Origin of the sequence: Micromonospora sp. DT233, assembly GCF_049841815.1 — a bacterium.
In the GTDB taxonomy this organism is placed as follows: domain Bacteria; phylum Actinomycetota; class Actinomycetes; order Mycobacteriales; family Micromonosporaceae; genus Micromonospora.
Genome location: NZ_JBNCLB010000006.1, coordinates 160,672 through 180,758 on the forward strand (window position 1 = coordinate 160,672; position 20,087 = coordinate 180,758).

The following is a 20,087-nucleotide window of genomic DNA, read 5'->3' on the forward strand; positions in this document are numbered from 1 at the left end:
CCTTCAACTACGGGAGCAGCGGCATGGACGACTCGGCTGGCGAGCTGGCACGCGACATTGAGGTGGTCAACCGCGCTCTTGAGTCAAGCCGCGTTCACCTAGCCGCGCTCGCGCGGGCGAAGGACGCGCTCGAGCTGCGCCGGCCGACCAACTCCCCGCTGCTCACGCTCGTCGAGCAGGCCGAAGAGGCGGCGGCCCGGGTGACGAAGTACTTGCGGGCGAACTCTCGCCCGCTGAACCACTCACTTCCCCGTCTTCCGTCAGCCGAAGGTGAGAGTGCTCGTGATGTCTGAAGTCGTGTCGGCCGTGTTCGGTGGGCTGGTGCCGGGGTTCCTGCTCGGGCTGCTCGCCTTCCGGGTCAAGTCCCGATGGTGCCCGCGCTGCGGCGCCTCCACCCACCCCATCCCGCCCCCCACGGAGCTGGACCGATGACCAAGCCCGAACCACGCACCGACACCGACACCCCGATCGGCCGCCGGGTGGCGGAGCTGCGCGTCAGCCGGGGCATGAGCCAGCAGGTCTTCGCCGACCGGGTCGGCAGGTCCAAGAGCTGGGTCGACAAGGTCGAACGCGGCGTTCGTACCCTCGATCGCCTCTCGGTGATCAAGACGGTCGCCGCGGCCCTCGGCGTCACCCCCGCCATCCTGATCTCCGGCAAGGCCCCGCAGGGGCCGCAGGCCGCCGCCGACACCCGCAAAGCCATCGAACGCGTCCGCGAAGCCCTCGCCCGCTACGACGCCCCCCGACCCGGCACCAACACCCGACCGACGCCGTCGGCGCGGCAGCGTGACGACCAGGTCGGGTACGCGTGGACGGCGTACCGCAACGGCCACCACGCCCAGGTCCTGAGGATGCTGCCCGACCTGCTCGGCGACGCCCACCTCGCCGGCCGCCCCGACGACCCCGCCGCCGCCGACACCCCCCTACGCCTCTACCGCCTCACCGCACAGGTGCTGGTCAAACTCGGCGAAGCCCACCTCGCCTGGCTCGCCGCCGACCGCGCCATGACCGCCGCCGCCGACGACCCACGCCGCGCCGCCCTCGCCACCGTCTCCCTCACCCAAGCACTACGCGCCCTACGCCGAGGCCACCTCGCCCGCACCGCCGCCGTCACCGCCACAACCCGCCTCCACCGCACACCCGCACGCGCCTTCCTCCCCGAGGAACCCGCCCTCACCGGAACCCTCCTCCTTGAGGCCGCCCTCGCCGCCGCAGCCTGCGGCGAAGCCCCCGCCGCCACCGCACTCACCGACCAAGCCGCCCACCTCGCCACCGCACACGGCCACCGCCACCACGGCGACCACGACGGCATCGACTTCGGCCCCACCACCGTCGACCTCGCCCGCGCCCTCACCGCCATGCGCCTCGGCGACCACCAACACGCCATCACCATCCACCAGTACGCCACCAGTCAGGACGCCTGGCGCACCCTCCCCGCCGAACACCGCGCCGCCCACCTCATCGACATCACCCGCGCCCACCTCGACCACGGCGACCACCACACCGCCGGCCAAGCCCTCATCACCGCCGACACCATCGCCCCCAACGAAACCCGCACCCGCCCCGCCGCCCGCGCCGCCCTGACCGCCGTCCTCCACGCCGGACCCGTCACCGCCGACGTCGCCCGCCTCGCCGCCACCATCGGCCTGACGCGGAAATGATCACGGCGCCGACCGAGCCTGGGCCGGCAGCCCGCCGGGTCGGCGCGGTCAGCAGCGGAAGTAGGTGCCGCAGAGCGGCGGGGCGTCGACGCGGCAGACCTTCCAACCGTCGCCGGTGAGGCCACCCTCCTCCTTAGCGGTGAACCGCCACGCGTGGGCGTCGCCGCCGGGGAAGGAGACTCCTCCGGTCGCCGGGTCGATCGTGGTGGTGCGCAGGCTCACCAGCACGGTGAGCGTGCCCTCCTCCGAGCCGATCGACTGCCAGCCGGAGGTCTCGACCCGGAGGCCGAAGGTCGCCTGCTGATCGACCTGTTTGCGCAGGTCCCGCGCCTGCCGGAACAGCTCGTCCCGGTTGTCTGCGCAGAGGCACTGGTTGATCTTGGCGCTGTCGCCGGACTCGAAGACGGCCGCGAGGTAGGACTGGGCCGCCGCCGTCGGCGTCTGCTCGCCGCGCCCCGCCTCGAACGCCCGCACCACCGCCTGCCGGGCCGGCGCGCCGATGCAGGCCACCGCGAAGGCGACGGCGGCGACGGCCACGGCGCGGGAACGCCACCGCCGTACGGGGGGAGTGGTCGTGGTCACGACGTGAGGCTACTGGCCGATCATGGCCGACGATGCGCCGCGCCGGGGGTCGGTCGGCTGGGTCGGTTGGCGGGGTCGATTGGCGGGGCGGGGCGGGGTGAGCGGCGTGGCGGGGTAAGAAGGTGCGCAGGAAATCAGCGCTTACCGGAAGGACCGTCCCGATGTCCCTGGAACGACCGATCGCCCCGGACCCGTACGAGCTGCTGCCGACCGTGGCGTCGTTCACCCTGACCAGCGACGACGTGCACAACGGCGAGCCGATGGACGCCCGGCACGCCCACGGCAGCGTCGGCGGCGGGAACGTCTCGCCGCAGCTCGCCTGGTCGGGCTTCCCGGCCGAGACGAAGAGCTTCGTGGTGACCTGCTTCGACCCGGACGCCCCGACCGGCAGCGGCTTCTGGCACTGGGTGCTGGTGGGCCTGCCCGCCTCGGTGACCGAGCTGCCCCGGGGCGTTGACGAGGCCGCGCTGGGCGGGGCGTTCAGCATCCGCAACGACTACGGCGAGGCCGGGTTCGGCGGCGCCGCGCCGCCGCCCGGCGACCGCCCGCACCGGTACGTCTTCGCGGTGCACGCCGTCGACGTGGAGCGCCTCGACGTCGGCCCGGACGCCACCCCGGCGTACGTCGGGTTCAACCTGGCGTTCCACACCCTGGCCCGCGCGGTCATCCGCCCGACCTACCAGGTCACGCAGTGACCCGGCCGGTGCGCTAGGAGCGAGGCCCCCTGCGCCGCCGCGAAGAGCGTGGCCAGGGGGCCTTTGGGCACCTCGGTGCGCGAGGTGCCTCAACCTCGGTGAGCGGGGGAGCCTCAGGAGGGGACGCGGGCGACGGCGAAGACGGACTGGCCGAACGGGGGACGCACCTTCTGCTCGGCGGCCTTGGTCACGGGGAGCACCAGGCTGTCGTAGACCTTCACCATCGGGCCCTCCTTCGGCATCAGCCGGAAGACCTTGGTCGCCATGAAGTAGCCGAGCAGGCCGAGCGCGTTGGCGTAGTGGATCGTCTCCACGGTCAGGCCGGCCTCGGTCATCGCGGCGGCCAGCGTCTTCTTCGTGTACCGCCGGACGTGGCCGGTGGCGATGTCCGCCGGGCCCATCGCGAACTGGAACGCCGGCACGATGATGACGATGTTGCCGCCGGGCCGGACCAGGTCGCGCATGCTGCGCAGCGCGCCCACGTGGTCGTCGATGTGCTCCAGCACGTTGTACGACACGGCGGCGCTGTAGTCGCCGCGCTCGTGGTGCGGCAGCAGCATCTGCCGGACCTCGATGTTGGGCACCTCGGAGAGGCGGTCCTTGAGCGAGACCAGCCGCTCCGGGTCGGCCTCGGTGGCGGTGAAGCGGGGGAAGTGCTCCGCCCACGCCAGGGCGTAGTCGCCCAGCCCGCTGCCGATCTCGATCGGGTTGTCACCGAGGTGCGGGATGGCCAACTCGACGAACCACGTGCGGTGGTTCACCGCAGTCGCGAGGCCTTCGAGCACCTCGGACTGCACGCGCTGATCCCCAGTGATATCTGCCATGCGTCGATTCCTCACGGTGTGACTCGACCTGCCCCGGGACCGACAGAGTGAACCATCCGAAGCGGGCGGCGGGAAAATCGGGGCACCGCGATGGCCGAATTGCGGTCGGGGGTGGGCACGAGATCGGCGGTCGGCGAACCCGGCACATAGTACGCAGTCCACCGAAACATGTCACGCCAGCGCCTTATCCTGACTACTCTATGAATTGTCATGACTACTCCTCAATCGGGCGACCCCGGTGGTGCGGCCGGCGGCGGCGGGGCCGACCCGGCGGCCTCCGGCGGGCCCGACGGGCGGCCGACCGGCGGCGCGGCGCGGCTGCGGGCATGGTCACGGGGATGGTCGCGGGGGCCGTCGCGGGGGCGGTGGATCGACGTCGCCGCCGTGCTCAGCTTCGCGCTGCTGGCCTTCTGGGTGACGCTGCGTCTCTGGGTGAACCCCGCGCACGGCGTTCGGGACAACCGGTCGGATCAAGCGCTCTTCGAGTGGATGCTGGCGCACGGCGCACGGGTGTTGACCGATTTCGCATATCCGTTCGGCTCGGACCGGATGAACGTGCCGGAGAGCGTCAACCTGATGGCGAATACATCCGTATTGTCCATTTCATTGCCAATGACGCCGGTCACGTTGCTCTTCGGCCCCCGTATCGCGTTCCTGGTGTTTCTCACCGGCGGCCTGATCGCCACGGCGACGGCCTGGTACTTCGTCCTCTCCCGGGTGCTGATCGGCGCCCGGGGGCCGGCCTGGCTCGGGGCCGGGGTCTGCGCCTTCGCCCCGGCGATGATCTCGCACGCCAACGCCCACCCCAACATCGTCAGCCAGTTCGTGGTGCCGCTGATCGTCTGGCGCACCCTGCGGCTGCCCGACGGCGGCCGGTGGCTGCGCAACGGGCTGCTGCTCGGGCTGGTGATCGTCTGGCAGGCGTTCATCAACCTGGAGATCCTGCTGATGACCGCGATCGGGCTCGGGGTGGTGGTCGGCGCGCTCGCCCTGGGCCGGCCCGACGTGCGCCGCCAGGCCCGGCCGTTCCTCGCCGGCCTCGCGGTCGCCGCGGTCCTCGCCGGGGCCCTGCTGGCGTACCCGATCTACGTGCAGTTCTTCGGCCCCGGCGCGTACCAGGGGCTGTCGGAACTGATCCGCGGCTACCGCACGGACCTGGCGGCGTTCACCGAGTTCGGGCGGGAGTCGATCGCCGGCGACGCGAAGACCAACGCGAAGCTGGTGAAGAACCCCACCGAGGAGAACGGCTTCTTCGGCTGGCCGCTGGTCGTGCTGGTGGGCGCGCTGCTGTGGTGGCTGCGGCGCAGCCCGGTGGCGCTCGGCCTGGGCGCGACCGGCCTGCTCTTCGCCGTCCTCTCGCTCGGCCGGGAGATCCAGGTCGAGGGGCGGGCCACCGGCATCCCCGGGCCCTGGGCGGCGCTGGAGGACCTGCCGATCCTGCACTCGGTGGTGCCGACCCGGTGGGCGCTGGCCACCGTCCCCGTGGTCGGGGTGCTGCTCGCGCTCGGCGCGGAGCGGTCCCGGCGGCTCGCCGCGGAGCACCCGGCCGCCCGCCCGCAGATCCGCTTCGCCACCGCCACCATGCTGGTCATGGCGCTGCTCCCGGCGTTCCCCACCCCGCTGCCCTCGACCCGGCTCGACCCCGTGCCCGCCTTCGTCACCTCCGGCGCGTGGCGGCCCTACGTGGCCGGCGGGCGCAGCGTGGTGACCCTGCCGCTGCCCGACACCGACTACGCCGACCCGCTGCGCTGGTCGGCGGTGACCGGGCTGGACCTGCCGCTGGCCCGGGGGTACTTCCTCGGGCCGGACACCCGCCCCGGCGCGCCCGAGGGGCGGATCGCCCTCTTCACCGCGCCGCCGCGCCCCACCAGCAGCTTCTTCGCCACGATCCGCCGCACCGGCGAGGTCCCGCCGGTCACCGGGCCAGTGCGCCGGTCGGCGCTGGAGGACCTGCGGTACTGGCGGGCCGGCGTGGTGGTGCTCGGGGCGCACGAGCACGCCGACGCGCTGCGCCGGGGCATGACCGCGCTGACCGGCATCCAACCGACGTACACGGGCGGGGCCTGGATCTGGGACGTCCGCCCGCTGACGGGCTGAGGCCACGCGCGGGCCGGGCGGGCGCGGGCACCGGCGCGCGGGCGGCGCGATGGCGGACGGGGCGTGGGTCGGACGGGGCGTGGGTCGGACGGGGCGTGGGTCAGTTGGGGCGGAGGCAGCAGCCCTGGCAGACCTTCGGCTTGGGCAGCGTGAAGGCCAGGCAGCAGGTGCGGCGCTGGACCATGGGCACGCCGGACCGGCCGGGCACCAACTCCACCAGGTCGGCCATGTCGAGGGCGTCGAGCAGCGGGTCGACGTGCGCGGCGGCGGGGCCGGGCAGCGTGCGGGCCGCCAGCAGCACCCCCTGCGCGATGCCCGAGGCGACCGAGCCGAGCAGCGTACGGGCGCCGACGCGGACCTCCGACTGGATGGCGGCGATCAGCGGGGCGAAGTGGGCGTCGAGCAGGGAGGCACGCAGCTCGGCCAGGAGCGCCGCCTCGTCGGCGACCACCCGGACCTCGGGGCGACCGGTGTGGGCGAGCGGGTCGCCGGGGAGCACGGCGATCGTGGTCGAGCGGCGCAGCCCGATGGTCACCAGCGGCCGGTGGTCCTCGAAGTGGACCAGCACGTCGGCCGGGTCGAGCAGCGGCACCCGGCGGGCCGCCACCCAGCCGAGCACGGCCGGCAGGGCCGCCCAGTAGCTGTACGCCTTCCAGGCCAGCGCGGCGCAGGCGTGCGGCGGGCCGCCCCAGCGCACGGAGGCGGCGGCCAGCAGGTCGGGCAGCAGGGTGCCGTCGACCAGGGCGGTGGCCGGGGTCCAGCGGTGGCGGTCGTCGGTCACCAGCAGCCCCGGCGCGAGGCCGGGCAGGTCGTCGGTGCCGAACATGGTGCGCAGGGTGGCGGTCACCGGGGCCAGCGGGGCGGCGGTCTCCCGCGTCGACATCACCGCAGTCACCTGATTCCCCTCTCGCCCGCACCCGCCCGACCCGCAACTAAGGCTAGCCTAACCTCTGCTCGGAGGTAGGGGAAGACGTCGATCGATCGGCCTGCGTGCACCCCGCCCCGCAGCGGGCCGAGCCGCCCGCCGGGACCTCGTCACCTGGGCGAACTACCCCGGTCAGGGCCGGGGAAACGCCGGACGGGTCAGCCGCGAAGCATCGACCCGCATGGGTGGATTGTCAAGGTGAATGTCGGCAAGGTGGCACTTCTGTGCGTACTCGCGCACCGAACGTGAAAATGGATACTTCCCTGCGCTGAGGAAGCTGATGACGACCTCCCCCATCGAGCGGGCCGCCGACCAGTTCGCGGCCGAACTCGCCCGGCAACGCACCGGGCGGGGGTTGTCCAAGAAGCAACTGGCGACGCTGATGGGCTTCGACCCGTCCTACGTCAGTCACGTCGAGGGGCGCCGGCACCGCCCCACCGAGGACTTCGCCCGCCGGGCCGAGGCCGTCCTGGAGGCCAGCGGCGCGATCTGGCAGCGCTTCCGGGAATACGACGAACTGCGCCACGGCCGCCCTACCGCCGCCCACCGGGAACACCCCGCCGCCGGCCAGTGGATGCCGCCGGGCACCGGGCTCATCGTGGAGCGCGAGGAGGCGACCCTCACCCACACCGACGCCGGCTACCGGTGCGTCATCCGCCGGGAGCTCTACAACGCCGGCACCGAGCCGGTCGCCCGCTACCTCGTCCGCGTCGCCGTGGACCGCTACCCCAACGACCCCGGCCGGTCCAACCTGCACCACCGGGAACACCCGCTGACCTTCGCCGAGCTGCAACTCCAGGCATACCGGTACGACGGCGGCGAACCCGAGCCGATGCACTGGCGGGCCAAGCACGACCGGGACGCGTTCAAGGAGATCTGGCTGCTCTTCGAGAACGACGAGGGCCGGTTCCCGCTCTACCCCGGCGACCGGGTCACCATCGAATACGCGTACCAGGTCGGCCGGGAGAAGTGGGGCCCCTGGTTCCAGCGGGCCGTACGCCTGCCCACCCGCCGCCTGGCGGTCCGGCTCGACCTGCCCACGGAGCTGGACCCCCAGGTCTGGGGGGTGGAGACCTCCCTCTCGGCGGAGGAGGGGCCGCTGCGCCGCCCGATCACCCGGCAGGAGCAGGACGGCCGGGCGATCTTCGACTGGTCCACCGACGACCCGCCGCTCAACGCCCGATACCGCTTGCAGTGGCGCTTTCGCAACCGGCCGCCGGAGACCGACCCAGGTGGCCCCGCCGGCGGCGTCCGGCTGCGGGCCAGCGAGCGGATGCGCGGGCTCGGCATCGTCCAGCGCGGCGAGGACCTGCTGCGCCGACCCAGCCGGCAGTTCGACCTGCCCGCCGACGAGGCCACCGCCCGCGAGGTGGTCGACCAGCTCTGCGCGGCCCTGCTCCACCTCGACGAGCTGCACCCCTTCAGCAAGGGCGTCGGCATCGCCGCCCCCCAACTCGGCGTGGCCTGGGCCGCCGCCGTGGTGCGCCCGCCCGACCGGACGGCCGACCCCGTGATCCTGCTCAACCCCCGGGTGGTCGACTCGTCCGCCGACACCGACGAGCAGTACGAGGGCTGCCTCTCCTTCTTCGACCACCGGGGCCTGGTGCCCCGCCCCCTGCGCATCGACGTCGAGCACGCCCGCTGGGACGGCAGCCGGATCATCACCTCGTTCGAGTTCGCCATGGCCCGCCTCGTGGCGCACGAGATCGACCACCTGGAGGGCCGGCTCTACGTCGACCGGATGACGCCCGGGGTGCCGCTGGTGCCGGTGGAGGAATACCGCGAGACCGGCAACCCCTGGCGATACTGAGCCGAAGGGGCGGTACTGAGCCGAAGGGCGAGGGCCGGGTCGCGACGCCGAAGGGCGAGGACCGGGTCGCGCGCCCCAGGGGGCGGGGGCACGCGACCCGGTCCTCTTTCGGGGGGAGGAAAGCTCGTGGGGTGCGGCGGCTACAGCGCACCGAAGGTGTCGTAGCGGATGTGCGGCGGCGGGACGTCGTCCTCGGCGAGCGCCCGCAGGGTGGCCCGCACCATCCGGGTCGAGCCCGAGACGAAGCAGTCGTGGGTGGTCCACGGGCCGTACCGGGTGATCACCTCCGAGATGTCGCCCCGCTCCCCGTCGAAGTCCGGGTCCTCGCTGCACGCCGGGGTCACCGAGAGCCACGGGTACGCGGCCACCAGCTCCCGGAGCCCGTCCAGCGCGTACAGGTCGTCGGCGTGCCGGGCGCCGTAGAAGACGTGCACCCAGCGGGTCTCGTTGCAGCCGGTCAGCTCCTCGACCAGCGCCTTGATCGGGGCCAGCCCCACCCCGCCGGCGACGCAGAGCACGTCGCGCTCCGAGGAGCGGTCCAGCGTCATCGACCCCATCGGGGCGGCGATCCGGAGCAGGTCACCCGGTTTGGTGCGGCGCACCAGCGCCCCGGAGACCCAACCCGCCCCCGGCGGCGTGCGGACGTGGAACTCCAGCACGTTGTCGTCGTTCGGGGCGTTCGCCACCGAGTACGTCCGCCAGACCCGGGGCAGGTGCCGGGGCACCTCGATGCTGACGTACTGGCCGGCCCGCCAGGGCAACGGATGCTGCAGGGCGCGGGCGGTCAGCACCGCGGTCTCCGGGCCGCGCCGCTCGTGGGTCAGCACCTCGGCGTGCCAGAACGGCGGGTTGGCGTCCGCCGCCGCCCCGGCCAGCATCGTCGCCGAGATCGCCGCGTACGCGTCCCGCCACGCCTGGTCGTACTCCAGGTTCCAGCCGTCCCCGGCGGTGCTGCGCAGCGCGTCCAGCAGGGCGACGCCCATGGTCTCGTAGTGCGCCGACTCGACGTGGTACTTGCGGTGGTCCCGGCCGAGGGAGCGCAGGTACTCGTCGAAGCTCTCCGGGTCGTCGACCACCTGCGTCGCCGTGACGATCGCGTCCAGGATGCGGTCGCCCTGGCCGGTCATCTCCGCCGGGAAGAGCCGGCGCAACGCGGGATCGAGGAGGAAGAGTCGGGCGTAGAAGTGGCCGCTCAACCGAATCCGGTCCTCCTCGACCAGGGTCCAGCTCTCCTTCAACAGCCGCGCGACGTTCTGCAAGGCGCTTCTCCTCCTGACGGCGGATCGGGCCCCCATAGAATGTCCACGGAGCGTGCACACTGGTCGCACAGAATGTGCGATCGGCTCATACCGTTCTTTCCGCGACCCTTCCGACACCTCTCCACTCGGTGCGGGCGTCCGGGGGCGGATCGGGCAGAGTGGTGCGGTGACCGTTGAGCCCGCCCGCCCGCTGTCCCGCCGGGTCCTCGGCATCGAGACGCTGCTGGTGCTCGGGCTCTCGCTCGGCCGCTCGGCGGTCTACGCGCTCGTGTCGATCATCGCGAAGCTGACCGCCGACGGGCCGCTGTCCCGGCAGACCGCCGCGCTGAACACCTCCCAGTCGGCCCGCCCCTGGCTCGACCTGACGTACCAACTGCTCGGCATCGTCTTCGCGCTGCTACCCGTGCTGCTGGCCCTGCACCTGCTGGCGCGCGACCCCGGCGACCCCGCCCGTACCCTCGGGTTGGACCTGCGCCGGCCCGGCTCCGACCTGGCCCGGGGCGCGGGCCTCGCCGCGCTCATCGGCCTGCCCGGCCTCGCGCTGTTCTGGGTCGCCGCGCAGCTCGGCCTCAACGCCACCCTGGTCCCGGCCGGCCTGCCGGAGCTCTGGTGGGCGGTCCCGGTGCTGATCCTCGCCGCCGTGCAGAACGCGGTGCTGGAGGAGGTGATCGTGGTCGGCTACCTGGTCACCCGGCTGCGCCAGCTGCACTGGCGGCTCGGCGCGGTGATCGCGGCCAGCGCCCTGCTACGCGGGTCGTACCACCTCTACCAGGGCTTCGGCGCGTTCCTCGGCAACGCCGTGATGGGCGTCGTGTTCAGCCTCTGGTACCTGCGCACCAAGCGGGTGCTGCCGTTGATCATCGCGCACACCCTGCTCGACGTGGTCGCCTTCGTCGGGTACGCCCTGCTGCCGAGATCATGGTTCGACTGGCTCTGACCTCGGGTGCGGGGTTGTCGGCTGGGCCCGGCGTTTTGTCCGGGTTGCCGGCTGGGCCGGCGTCGTGTGCGGCACATTGGCCCTTCCCCTCGCCTCCAGACCGCAAGATGCCGCATGTTGAGTGGATCAAGCCCTCGTTTCGGGGTCAGCGGGCGCGCGGCGGGCGGTAGGCGGTGATTGCACGGGCGGCCAGCCGTTCGGCGGCGGCGGAGCCGCTCGCGGCGGCGGCCAGCACCGCCGCGCCCGGCAGCAGCCGGGAGGCCACCCGCAGCCCCACCCAGCCGCCGGCCTGCGCGGCCAGCGGGGCGGCCAACCGCCAGACCGCCTCCGCCGCCCGGGGCCACGCCGGCTCGGTCTGCCCCGTCGGGTCGGCCGGCCGGGCCGGGTGGGCTTGCGCTGTCGGGTCGGTCTGCGCTGTCGGGTCGGTCTGCTCCGTCGGGCCGGCCTGCGCTGTCGGGTCGGTCTGCGCTGTCGGGTCGGTCTGCGCTGTCGGGTCGGCCGGGCCGGCCGGCTTGGTCGGGCCGGTCGCCGCCCGCGCCGCGTCCAGCGCCACCCGCGCCGACTCCGCGTCCGGGTGCACCCGGGTCAGCACCAGCAGCTCCACCGCCCGCTCCGGGTCGGCCGGGTCCCGGTCGTACGCCGCCGCCAGGTGCAGCACCAGCCCGGCCTGCGCCCAGAGCACCGCCGCCAGCTCCGCGACCGGCGCGAAGAGGCCGGCGAGCGCGGCGGTCGCCCCGCCCGCCCCGGCCAGCCGGACGAACCGCCGGGTCGCCAACCGGGCCAGCCCGTCCGGCGTCGCGCCGGGGTAGGCGGCCCGGTGCCACTCGGCCCACTCGTGGGCGCGCGGGCCGAGCTCCCGCACCGCCGCTAGGGCCAGCAGCTCGGGCGCGAAGCCCGGGTGGTCGAGCACCCGCCGGGCCGTGGCACGCAGATCACCTGCGGGGGTACGGGTGGAGAGCGCCGACTCCGGCGTACCCGGCCCGGTGTCGGCCTGCGGGCCGACGGCCGGCTGCACGGGGGCGGCGATTGTCTCCGGGGAAGCTGGCGGGGCCGGGGAAGTCGATGGGGTCGGGGTGGTGGTCGTCTCCGGTGTAGTCGGCGGGGCCGGGGCGGCGGTCTTCCTCCGGGTGGGGGTCGCCTTCTTCGCCGCAGGGGCATCGGCGGGGCTCTTCTTCGCCGCAGCGGCTCTCCTGGTCGGCGTCGCCTTCGGGGTCTCCTCCGCCGGGGTGGTCCGCGCTGCCGCCGGCGGCCGGGTCGTCTTCCGGACGGTGGTCTTGCGGGGCGGTCGGGGGGCCTCGTCGGTGGCGCTGTGTGACTGGTCACCCTCGTGACCCGTGGCTGTGGCCGGCTGATCCGGCTGACCCGGTTCGGCCGGCTGACTCGGTTCGGCCGGCTGACTCGGTTCGGCCGGCTGACTCGGCTCGGCCGGCTGACTCGGCTCGGCCGGGGCGGCGAAGGCCGGGACCGACCGATCCGGCGCGGGCCTCGGTGCCGGCAGCGGGGGTGCCGGCCGTTCGGGGTCCGGTGGCTGGAAGAGCACCGTGGGAGCGGCCTTGGCCCGGCGCGCCCGGGGCTTCGGGGCGGCCGGGGTCGTGTCCTCGGCCGAAGCCGGGGCGGGGTCGACCGGCGTCGGTGGCGTGAAGGCCGCGCGCGGGGAACGGCGTCGACGCGTGCTCTCACCAGGGGCGGGACGGGGCGGGTCGCTCGGCGGCTGCTCCTCCATGTCGATGGAGCGTAGCCCTGATTCCGGCGCCGCACAGGGGGGAAACCGCCCGGCTGTGACGTGTCGTCACCCCCGCCCCCGACGAGGGTCCGGGCGGCGACGGGCCGCCCGGGTAGTCGCTTTGCCCCGGACGGGTACGGGCCTGTATTGTCGGGCGCGGTGGTCTACGGGTCACCAGGGAGACTTCGCCTAGTCTGGTCTATGGCGCCGCACTGCTAATGCGGTTGGGGTCTTAAAGCCCCTCCCGGGTTCGAATCCCGGAGTCTCCGCGCGAAAGCCGGGTGTGTAGACTGGCTGAGCAGCAAGCGCCCGTAGCTCAACGGATAGAGCATCTGACTACGGATCAGAAGGTTAGGGGTTCGAATCCCTTCGGGCGCACAGCAGATCAAGGGCCGGTTTCCTGTCAGGGGAGACCGGCCTTGATCCTTTTGACCCCACGGCTCACCCCTACGCCTACGCGTCGAAGAGGAAACCGAGCCGGTCCTCCGCATCTGCCCGCCCCGCGTCAGTCGGATGGGGGGAAACCACCAGGCGGAGTCGGGTGGTTTCCGGCTTCTGAGCGGCAACGGCGTTACCTAGCGTCGATGCCGTGATTGAACTACGTAGTTTGACCAAACGCTACGGGGGCCGGGTCGCCGTGGACGGGCTCAGCGTCCGGGTCCAGCCGGGGGTGGTGACCGGCTTCCTGGGCCCGAACGGTTCCGGCAAGTCGACGACGATGCGGATGATCCTTGGTCTGGATGCTCCGGACCACGGCGAGGCACTGATCGGCGGCGTCCGGTACGCGGACCTGAACTGGCCGTTGAAGTCGGTCGGTGCGCTCCTCGACGCCGGGGCGTTCCATCCCGGCCGCAGCGGCCACGCGCACCTGACCGCGCTGGCCGCGAGCAACGACATACCCCGTTCCCGGGTCGCGCAGGTGCTGCGGGTCGTCGGTCTGTCCGAGGCGGCGGAGCGGCGCGCCGGTACGTACTCGCTGGGCATGCGCCAGCGGCTCGGCGTCGCGGTGGCGCTGCTCGGCGACCCGGGTGTCCTCCTGCTCGACGAGCCGGTCAACGGGCTGGACCCGGAGGGCATCCGCTGGATCCGGGACCTGCTGCGGGGGCTCGCCGCGGAAGGCCGGACGGTGTTCGTGTCCAGCCACCTGATCACCGAGATGGCGCTGACCGCGGACCGGCTCGTGGTCGTCGGCCGGGGTCGGCTGCTGGCCGAGACCACCGTCGCCGAGCTCGCGGCCGGCCACGACAACCTGGAGGACGCGTTCTTCCGGGTCACCTCACAGGCCACCGACTACCGCGGAACGGAAGTGTCATGAACGGCTACGGATTCCGGCAGGTGGCCCGGATGGAGTGGATCAAGCTGCGCAGCGTCCGGTCGACGTGGTGGCTGGCGGCCGTGACGGTGGTCGCGATGGGGGCGACCGGGGTCGGGGTGGGAGTGGGCTACCGGTCGCACACCCCGGTCGCCACCGCCGCCCAGATCCTGAACAACAGCCTCAGCGGGGCCATCCTGGCCCAACTCCTCCTCGGGGCCCTGGGCGCGCTGGTGGTGACCGGCGAATACGGCACCGGGATGATCCGCTCGACGTTCGCCGCCGTACCGCGGCGTCGGACCGTCCTGGCCGCGAAGGCCGCGGTGTGCGCCGGCGCGGCTCTCGCCGTCGGCCTGGCCGGGAGCCTCGCCGGCTATCTGGGTGGGCAGCTCGCCATCCGTGGCACCGCGATTCCCGCCGCTTCCCTCGGTGACCCGGCGAACCTGCGCGCGATCCTGCTGACCGGTGTCTATCTGGCCACCACCGCGCTGATCGGGGTCGGTGTCGGGGCGGTCGTGCGGCACTCCGGCGCGGCGATCGGCACCCTGTTCGGACTGATCTTCGTCCCGATGATCGTGGTCGGCCTCTTCGGCGAGAGCGGCATCGCGGTCGGCCGATTCGTACCGCTGCTGATGCTGATCAACTCGATCGCGGTCACCTCGCCCATGACGGGACTGTTCTCCGGCTGGATCAGCGCGTTGGTGATGTGCGGGTACGCGGCGGTGGCGATCCTCTGCGGCGCCGCTCTGCTCCGCCACCGTGACGCGTGACCGACCACAATGGGTTGATGATCGCGCTGCGTGCTCCGTTCACCACGCTGGCCCTGAGGCGGGCCGTGTTCTGCGTGGCCGGCGTGGGCAGCGCGGTCGCCGTTTTGGCCGTACCGGCAGTCGTTCCGGGCCTGGGCGTCCTCTACCTCCGGCTGACCGGTGCCATGTCCCGGGAGCCGGCACCGGCCGTCGCGCCGGTGTTCCTGGTGCTGTTTCCGCTCACCGTCGCACTCCTGGTCGTACTGGCCGCACCCATCGGACGGGCGATGGGAGCAGTGCACCGCCGGCTGGCGTACCGGCTGCTCGGCGTGTACGTGGACGCCCCGCCACCCCGGCCCTCGCGGCGGCTCGGCGCGCTGGTCGCCGATGGGCCGGGCTGGCGGGCCGTCGGGTACGGCCTGCTGAAGGTGCCACTGGCCGTCCCTCAGGGTTACGGCGTGTTCTGCTACGTGTTCGGTCCGGTCAACCTCAGCTACCCGCTGTGGTGGCCGCTGTTCCGCAACCACCCACCCGGCACGCGCCTCGGGCCGGTGTGGGGCCTGACCCCGTTCGGCCCCATCGGCGCGCGGACGTTCGCCGGCACGTTCCTCATCGCCGCGGCCGGTCTCGCCATGCTGCTGGTGGCGCCGTGGTTGATGCGGGCCGGCACGACACTGGACGTGGCCGCGATGCGGAGGCTGCTCGGCCCGCGCCGGCTCGCCGAGCGGGTACGCGAACTACAGGTCAGCCGGGCCCGCGCGATCGACGACGCGGCCACGATGATGCGCCGGCTGGAACGGGACCTGCACGACGGCGCGCAGATCCGGCTGGCCACGCTGGCCATGAACCTCGGCATGGCGACCGAGAAGCTCGGCACCGACGGCCCACCGTCCGACCTCGCGCAGGCCCGCGAGCTCGTCGCGCTCGCCCACTGCGGTGCGAAGGACGCGCTCGCCGACCTGCGTGACCTGGTGCGCGGGATCCACCCGCCGGTGCTCGACAACGGTCTCGGCGACGCGCTCGCGACGCTCGCCACGAGCAGCGCCGTCCCGGTCGCCGTGACCGTCGAGCTTCCCGACCGTCCGGCGCCCGCGATCGAGACCATCGCCTACTTCTGCGCCGCCGAACTGCTCGCCAACGCGGCCAAGCACAGCCGCGCGACCCGTGTCGGGCTCGGCGTCGTCGGAGCCGGCCGGCGCCTGACGCTGACCGTCACCGACGACGGCGCCGGCGGGGCGAACCCGGACGGCCCTGGCCTGACCGGCCTGTCCCGCCGCATCGCCGTCGTGGACGGCCTGATGCGGGTGCACAGCCCGGCCGGTGGTCCGACCCGGGTCGAGATCGAGCTGCCCACACAGGTGTGAACGGAGGCGACGGCATGCGGGTGGTGATCGCGGAGGATGCCGCGATGATGCGCGAGGGGTTGGTCCGACTGCTCACCGACCGCGGTTTCGACGTCTGCGCTGCGGTCGCCGACGCGGACGCGTTACGGTCCGCGGTCGCCGCCGTCGTGCCGGATGTGGCCGTGGTCGACATCCGGATGCCGCCGACACACACCGACGAGGGGCTGCGGGCCGCGATCGACATCCGACGCGACCATCCCGAAGTCGGTGTGCTGCTCTTCTCCCAGTACGTGGAGACCCGGTACGCGACCCGCCTGCTCGCCGATCGGCCCACCGGCGTCGGTTACCTGCTCAAGGACCGCGTCGCCGACGTCGCCGATTTCGTGGAAGCGCTGACCCGGGTGGCGTCCGGCGGCACCGCGCTGGATCCGGAGGTGGTCGGCCACCTGATGCGGGCCGGGCGGGACACGGTCGGGCTGACGTCGTTGACCCCCCGGGAGCACGAGGTGCTCTCGTTGATGGCCGAGGGCCGGTCGAACGCCGGGATCGCGGCGGCCCTCGTCATCACCGTCGGGGTCGTGGAGAAGCACGTGGCGAACATCTTCGCGAAGCTCGGGCTGCCTACCTCGGACGGAGACAACCGCCGGGTCCTGGCCGTCCTCCGCCACCTCGGTGGCTGACGGCACGTGGCCCGCAACCCACCTCACGCGTACTCGCCGGCCGACAGCCGAAGTGGCTGCCGGCCGGCGAGAAGGGTCTCGCGTCAGGGGACGAAGGTGACGTCGCGCAGTCGTGGCGACGGACCGTCCAGCACATGACCGTCCCGGCCGCGTAGCCACCTGTCGAAGAAGGCGGCGACCAGGGTCCGCTCGGTGCGGACGGCTCGGGTCGGCTCGATGCTGCCGATGGCCTCGGTGACGAAGCTGTCGGGAAGGCCGAGCTGCCGGGCGATCTGCGGAAGCAACGGCACGGTGTCCTTGTAGGAGTCCTCGCTCTTCGCGTCGTCGAGCCGCAGGTCGACGTGCCAGCCGCTGCTGTCGTCCCACAACATCCGCCAGGATGGCGTCTGGTGGTGGTCGGTGCCGGGGTCGCCCACGAACATGAACGGCCGGTCCAGGCCGCGCCGCGCCACCGGCCACAGCTGGATGGGATCCGGCATGATCGGCGACTCGATGCTGCCGCCCATGTCGATCGCGGCCCTGATGCGGGAGTCTTCGCTCATCGCTTGGAAGGCGGTCAGCCCTCCCGCGGAGACGCCGAACATGCCCGTCCGGTGGAGATCCAGGGCGCCGACGACGCCTCTGGGAAGCGGCCTGCCCTCCGCGTCCGGATTCGTGCCCCGGTCGAGAGCCGCCAGCTGGTCGAGCACGAAGCGGGTATCCGCGACCCGGGTGTCGAACACCCTCGCCCCCAGTCTCTGGAAGTCGTCGGGCTGCTGCGCCTGCTCGAAGAGCTGCGGTAACAGGGTGCCGACGACCCGGCCGTCCGGGAACTCCACCTCGGACGCGTCGTAGGGGTGGTCGATGGTCACCACCACGTACCCGCGGCTGGCCAGGTCCTGTACCAGAGCGGTGCCCCAGGTTCGCGGATCGCCGGCACCGGGTGAGTACAACACCACCGGAAGTGGCCGCTCGTGCCGCGCCACCGGCGCGCCCCGGTGGCCGCTGGTGCGGGTCGCGGCGAAGTCCACCGAGCCCGCCGGTATGCCGTACAGGCTGGCACCGACGCCGGCGGCGCTGCCGAAGTGGGCCGCCGCGCCGGGCGTCATGTGGGGCGCCCGCGGGAAGCGGCCCACCTCCCTGGCCGGGTACCAGAGGCTGATCATCAGCTCGCGGTGGGCCTGGGTGGCCGTCCACGGGTCGATACGGGAGCGGTCGATCAGGTGTAGGTCGACCGTGCCCACCGGGTGCCGCCCGGTCGGCGCCGGCAGTGTCAGCCGAGCCGACTCGTCAGCTCGCGGCCGGGCCTGCGGTGCCACGTCACGGGAGGCGGATGAAGGTGCCGCGGACGCGACAGTCACACAGCCGACGATCAATGAAGCGAACAGGGCTGTGCGCAATTTTCGTACCATGAGCTACTCCTGAGGAAAGCGGGGCTGCGCCTGCGGCTGCCCTCTATCGGCCTCACGCTATGAGTGCGAGGTAGTTCGGCAGAAGGCAGCTTTCCCCCGCATTGGTGCGGGGGGATAACCCCCTGGCGGAGTCGGACTACGGATCAAAAGGTCAGGGGTTCGAATCCCTTCGGGCGCACAAGTTCATGGAGGGGCCCTGCGAATGTTTGGTGCTCCTGCGACGAGATCCCCGCCGCCCGGCCCTGTCCCGCCGACGGCTGCCCTGCCCTGCGGTTTCGTCGATCCGTTCAGGCGGCTCGGTGGTACTCGTTGCTGGTCCCGCCGAGCCGGTCTCGGACCAGGCCGCCCGTGAGGTAGGCGTGATTTGTCCCTCGTTCTGCCCGCCTCGTGGCGGTGTTGTTGCGACTATGGAGGATGTGGGATCCGCCAACATGATGATGCCTGACATCTCGCCCCTTGCCGGCGAGCCGATCGAACGCGCCGATGCCGAGCGGCTCGCGGGAGTGCTGAAGGCTTTTGCCGACCCGGCTCGACTGCGTCTGCTCAGCCTGATCCAGTCGTCTCCCGATGGCGAGGCGTCGGTGAGCGACCTGACCGAGCCGCTCGGGCTGTCCCAGCCGACCGTGAGCCATCATCTTCGGATTCTCACCGAGGCTGGTCTGCTCGAACGGGACAAGCGTGGCGTGTGGGCGTACTACCGCCTGGTGCCGTCCGCGATCGCGGGTATCGCCGAGCTCTTGACGCCGCCCCGCAAGCGGGCGACGAAGAAGGCCCGCTGAACGGAAGTGCCGGTCCATGAGCGCCCCGGTCCTGCACATCATCCAGAGCGCCCGAGCCGCCGACGGCAGCAATCGTCGAAGTCTCAATACGGGGGCGGGGGAGGGTTCGCGCTGACGCCGGTGCGGGGAGGCACCGGCCAGTCGGGGATGAGTGTGGGGTCGGCGGTGAGTTCGAGTGCGGTGATCGTTGCCAGGTCCTGGGTCGCCTGCACGAAGCCCTCTACCCACATCAGCGTGATGGAGGTCTTGCCGCCCTGGCGGTCGTAGAGCGTGCCGGACGTGTTCGGTGCGGAGTGGGGATCGGCCCCGTGGGCGAGCCGGTTGCGGACCGCCTTGGCGTCGCGCAGGTAGGCACCCAGCCGTTGCGTCCGCAGTGTGGTCCAGAGCCACCGTCCGCCCCGACCGGGCTGGGGCTGTGCCCGGACGCGGGCCTGCGGTGGATGTCGATGAAGTCCACCGGGGTTGCCAGTCGCGTCGCCAAATTGGCCAGTGCCTGCTGAACGGCCGCCGTGTCCACCACGGCCGCGAGCGTACCGGCGCAGGCCCGAGTCCGGCGGCCCCGAAAGCACACACCGGCTTACCGACAGCATTTGGTGCCGACTCGCAGGGGGTGAGGAAACCCCACGGGCAGGTGGGTCGACATGGTTGATTGTCGATCGACGGCGCGAGCGCGTGCCACGTAGGCTGAGTCTCAGCATCTCCCGGTGACCGGAGGGCAACTGTGAGCCTCACGTACTACCTCTACCTGTCGCACCTCAAGCTCGGGCTCCTCGCGGCACAGGTCGCCTCCTCCGCGCAGCACGAGACCGAGATCGCCGTGGACCTCAAGGTCGTCCGCTACAGCCGCAAGGCGGTCCTGCCCGAGCGCCACGACCTCGACAAGCTGGAGAAGGTGATCCGGCACCTGCAGGACGCCGACCAGATCGGCACCGCGACCGAGCCGGGCCCCTATTTCCAGGCCTGCCTGGAAATGCGGTGGAAGGTCTTCCCCAGCCTCGGCATCGTGGTCTTCGCGGGGACGCTCGACGACCAGATCATCGTCCTTGGCGGGTCCGCGTCGCACGTGATCGGCGGCGGTGCTGCCGAACCGATCGGCTCGGTCCCGCCGTACCTGTTCCGCAAGCTTCAGGAACTCCAGGCAGACCCGGGCGAGTTCGACGACGAGCGTTTCCACGAGGCGCTGGCCCAGACCGGCGCCCTGCTCCCGGGGCCGACGCAGCGGGTGGAGTTCGTCGCCAAACGGCTGGCCGAGAAGCCGGGGCCGGGCGGCACGCTGCTGGGCAGCCCGATCTACGTGGCGCTGGTGGACTAGGGCCCGGC

20 protein-coding genes and 2 tRNA genes are annotated in these 20,087 nt (G+C 72.5%); 16 read left to right on the top strand and 6 right to left on the bottom strand.

Features of this window, described 5'->3' with window-relative positions; genetic code table 11:
- Positions 1 to 23 precede the first annotated feature (23 nt).
- From ACLQ2V_RS16475 to ACLQ2V_RS16485, 3 genes are read left to right on the top strand one after another with little or no spacing between them, the layout of a single operon-like run.
- A complete protein-coding gene (locus ACLQ2V_RS16475; protein ID WP_425719353.1) occupies positions 24 to 293 on the top strand; it encodes a hypothetical protein in 270 nt (89 codons plus the stop codon).
- A complete protein-coding gene (locus ACLQ2V_RS16480; RefSeq protein WP_425719354.1) occupies positions 286 to 432 on the top strand; it encodes a hypothetical protein in 147 nt (48 codons plus the stop codon). The genes ACLQ2V_RS16475 and ACLQ2V_RS16480 overlap by 8 nt, the downstream gene beginning before the upstream one ends.
- Positions 429 to 1,661: a helix-turn-helix domain-containing protein gene (locus ACLQ2V_RS16485; RefSeq protein WP_425719355.1), complete on the top strand. Its 1,233-nt coding sequence runs from the start codon at positions 429 to 431 to the stop codon at positions 1,659 to 1,661. The genes ACLQ2V_RS16480 and ACLQ2V_RS16485 overlap by 4 nt, the downstream gene beginning before the upstream one ends.
- A gap of 48 nt (positions 1,662 to 1,709) precedes the next feature.
- Here the strand turns inward: ACLQ2V_RS16485 and ACLQ2V_RS16490 are convergent, their stop codons facing one another.
- The gene (locus ACLQ2V_RS16490; protein ID WP_425719356.1) at positions 1,710 to 2,243 is read right to left on the bottom strand and encodes a hypothetical protein; all 534 of its coding nucleotides are present in this window, start codon (positions 2,241 to 2,243) and stop codon (positions 1,710 to 1,712) included.
- A 161-nt stretch (positions 2,244 to 2,404) separates the two neighbouring features.
- Here ACLQ2V_RS16490 and ACLQ2V_RS16495 point away from each other — a divergent pair, with 161 nt between their 5' ends.
- On the top strand, positions 2,405 to 2,938 hold the full coding sequence (locus tag ACLQ2V_RS16495; RefSeq protein WP_425719357.1) for a YbhB/YbcL family Raf kinase inhibitor-like protein: 534 nt from the start codon (positions 2,405 to 2,407) through the stop codon (positions 2,936 to 2,938).
- A gap of 113 nt (positions 2,939 to 3,051) precedes the next feature.
- On the opposite strand, the gene ACLQ2V_RS16500 is transcribed toward ACLQ2V_RS16495, so the two are convergent.
- Complete coding sequence (locus tag ACLQ2V_RS16500) at positions 3,052 to 3,762, bottom strand: class I SAM-dependent methyltransferase (RefSeq protein WP_425719358.1); 711 nt, start codon at positions 3,760 to 3,762, stop codon at positions 3,052 to 3,054.
- A 210-nt stretch (positions 3,763 to 3,972) separates the two neighbouring features.
- Between ACLQ2V_RS16500 and ACLQ2V_RS16505 the strand changes: the two genes are divergently transcribed.
- Positions 3,973 to 5,859 carry a hypothetical protein gene (locus ACLQ2V_RS16505; RefSeq protein ID WP_425719359.1) on the top strand — a complete coding sequence of 629 codons (1,887 nt, stop codon included), beginning with the start codon at positions 3,973 to 3,975 and terminating at the stop codon, positions 5,857 to 5,859.
- A gap of 100 nt (positions 5,860 to 5,959) precedes the next feature.
- Here the strand turns inward: ACLQ2V_RS16505 and ACLQ2V_RS16510 are convergent, their stop codons facing one another.
- Positions 5,960 to 6,742, bottom strand: a complete 783-nt coding sequence (locus tag ACLQ2V_RS16510) for an IucA/IucC family C-terminal-domain containing protein (RefSeq protein ID WP_425719473.1) — start codon at positions 6,740 to 6,742, stop codon at positions 5,960 to 5,962.
- A gap of 322 nt (positions 6,743 to 7,064) precedes the next feature.
- On the opposite strand from ACLQ2V_RS16510, the gene ACLQ2V_RS16515 reads away from it, so the two are divergent.
- Positions 7,065 to 8,594, top strand: coding sequence for a peptide deformylase (locus tag ACLQ2V_RS16515; RefSeq protein ID WP_425719360.1), 1,530 nt, complete (start codon positions 7,065 to 7,067; stop codon positions 8,592 to 8,594).
- Positions 8,595 to 8,734: 140 nt separating this feature from the next.
- Here the strand turns inward: ACLQ2V_RS16515 and ACLQ2V_RS16520 are convergent, their stop codons facing one another.
- Positions 8,735 to 9,853 carry a globin domain-containing protein gene (locus tag ACLQ2V_RS16520; protein WP_425719361.1) on the bottom strand — a complete coding sequence of 373 codons (1,119 nt, stop codon included), beginning with the start codon at positions 9,851 to 9,853 and terminating at the stop codon, positions 8,735 to 8,737.
- A 166-nt stretch (positions 9,854 to 10,019) separates the two neighbouring features.
- Here ACLQ2V_RS16520 and ACLQ2V_RS16525 point away from each other — a divergent pair, with 166 nt between their 5' ends.
- Entirely contained in the window at positions 10,020 to 10,790 is a 771-nt protein-coding gene (locus tag ACLQ2V_RS16525) for a CPBP family intramembrane glutamic endopeptidase (protein ID WP_425719362.1), read from the top strand.
- Between the two features lie 145 nt (positions 10,791 to 10,935).
- Here ACLQ2V_RS16525 and ACLQ2V_RS16530 read toward each other — a convergent pair whose 3' ends face one another.
- Positions 10,936 to 11,805: a hypothetical protein gene (locus ACLQ2V_RS16530; protein WP_425719363.1), complete on the bottom strand. Its 870-nt coding sequence runs from the start codon at positions 11,803 to 11,805 to the stop codon at positions 10,936 to 10,938.
- Positions 11,806 to 11,863: 58 nt separating this feature from the next.
- Between ACLQ2V_RS16530 and ACLQ2V_RS16535 the strand changes: the two genes are divergently transcribed.
- The 7 genes from ACLQ2V_RS16535 to ACLQ2V_RS16565 all read left to right on the top strand — a co-directional run bounded on the left by ACLQ2V_RS16535 (position 11,864) and on the right by ACLQ2V_RS16565 (position 16,597).
- Positions 11,864 to 12,121 (top strand): hypothetical protein, encoded by a 258-nt coding sequence (locus ACLQ2V_RS16535; protein WP_425719364.1) that lies wholly within the window; start codon positions 11,864 to 11,866, stop codon positions 12,119 to 12,121.
- Positions 12,122 to 12,691: 570 nt separating this feature from the next.
- Positions 12,692 to 12,782: transfer RNA gene (locus ACLQ2V_RS16540), tRNA-Ser, on the top strand.
- 36 nt (positions 12,783 to 12,818) lie between these two features.
- Positions 12,819 to 12,891, top strand: a tRNA-Arg gene (locus tag ACLQ2V_RS16545).
- A 211-nt stretch (positions 12,892 to 13,102) separates the two neighbouring features.
- The gene (locus tag ACLQ2V_RS16550; RefSeq protein ID WP_425719365.1) at positions 13,103 to 13,828 is read left to right on the top strand and encodes an ABC transporter ATP-binding protein; all 726 of its coding nucleotides are present in this window, start codon (positions 13,103 to 13,105) and stop codon (positions 13,826 to 13,828) included.
- Positions 13,825 to 14,595: an ABC transporter permease subunit gene (locus ACLQ2V_RS16555; protein ID WP_425719366.1), complete on the top strand. Its 771-nt coding sequence runs from the start codon at positions 13,825 to 13,827 to the stop codon at positions 14,593 to 14,595. The genes ACLQ2V_RS16550 and ACLQ2V_RS16555 overlap by 4 nt, the downstream gene beginning before the upstream one ends.
- A gap of 17 nt (positions 14,596 to 14,612) precedes the next feature.
- Positions 14,613 to 15,938, top strand: coding sequence for a sensor histidine kinase (locus tag ACLQ2V_RS16560; protein ID WP_425719367.1), 1,326 nt, complete (start codon positions 14,613 to 14,615; stop codon positions 15,936 to 15,938).
- A 14-nt stretch (positions 15,939 to 15,952) separates the two neighbouring features.
- Positions 15,953 to 16,597: a DNA-binding response regulator gene (locus ACLQ2V_RS16565; protein ID WP_425719368.1), complete on the top strand. Its 645-nt coding sequence runs from the start codon at positions 15,953 to 15,955 to the stop codon at positions 16,595 to 16,597.
- Positions 16,598 to 16,680: 83 nt separating this feature from the next.
- On the opposite strand, the gene ACLQ2V_RS16570 is transcribed toward ACLQ2V_RS16565, so the two are convergent.
- On the bottom strand, positions 16,681 to 17,988 hold the full coding sequence (locus ACLQ2V_RS16570) for a hypothetical protein (protein WP_425719369.1): 1,308 nt from the start codon (positions 17,986 to 17,988) through the stop codon (positions 16,681 to 16,683).
- Between the two features lie 407 nt (positions 17,989 to 18,395).
- Between ACLQ2V_RS16570 and ACLQ2V_RS16575 the strand changes: the two genes are divergently transcribed.
- Entirely contained in the window at positions 18,396 to 18,767 is a 372-nt protein-coding gene (locus ACLQ2V_RS16575) for an ArsR/SmtB family transcription factor (protein ID WP_425719370.1), read from the top strand.
- Between the two features lie 721 nt (positions 18,768 to 19,488).
- Entirely contained in the window at positions 19,489 to 20,079 is a 591-nt protein-coding gene (locus ACLQ2V_RS16580; RefSeq protein WP_425719371.1) for a DUF7019 family protein, read from the top strand.
- The last annotated feature ends 8 nt before the right edge of the window (positions 20,080 to 20,087 follow it).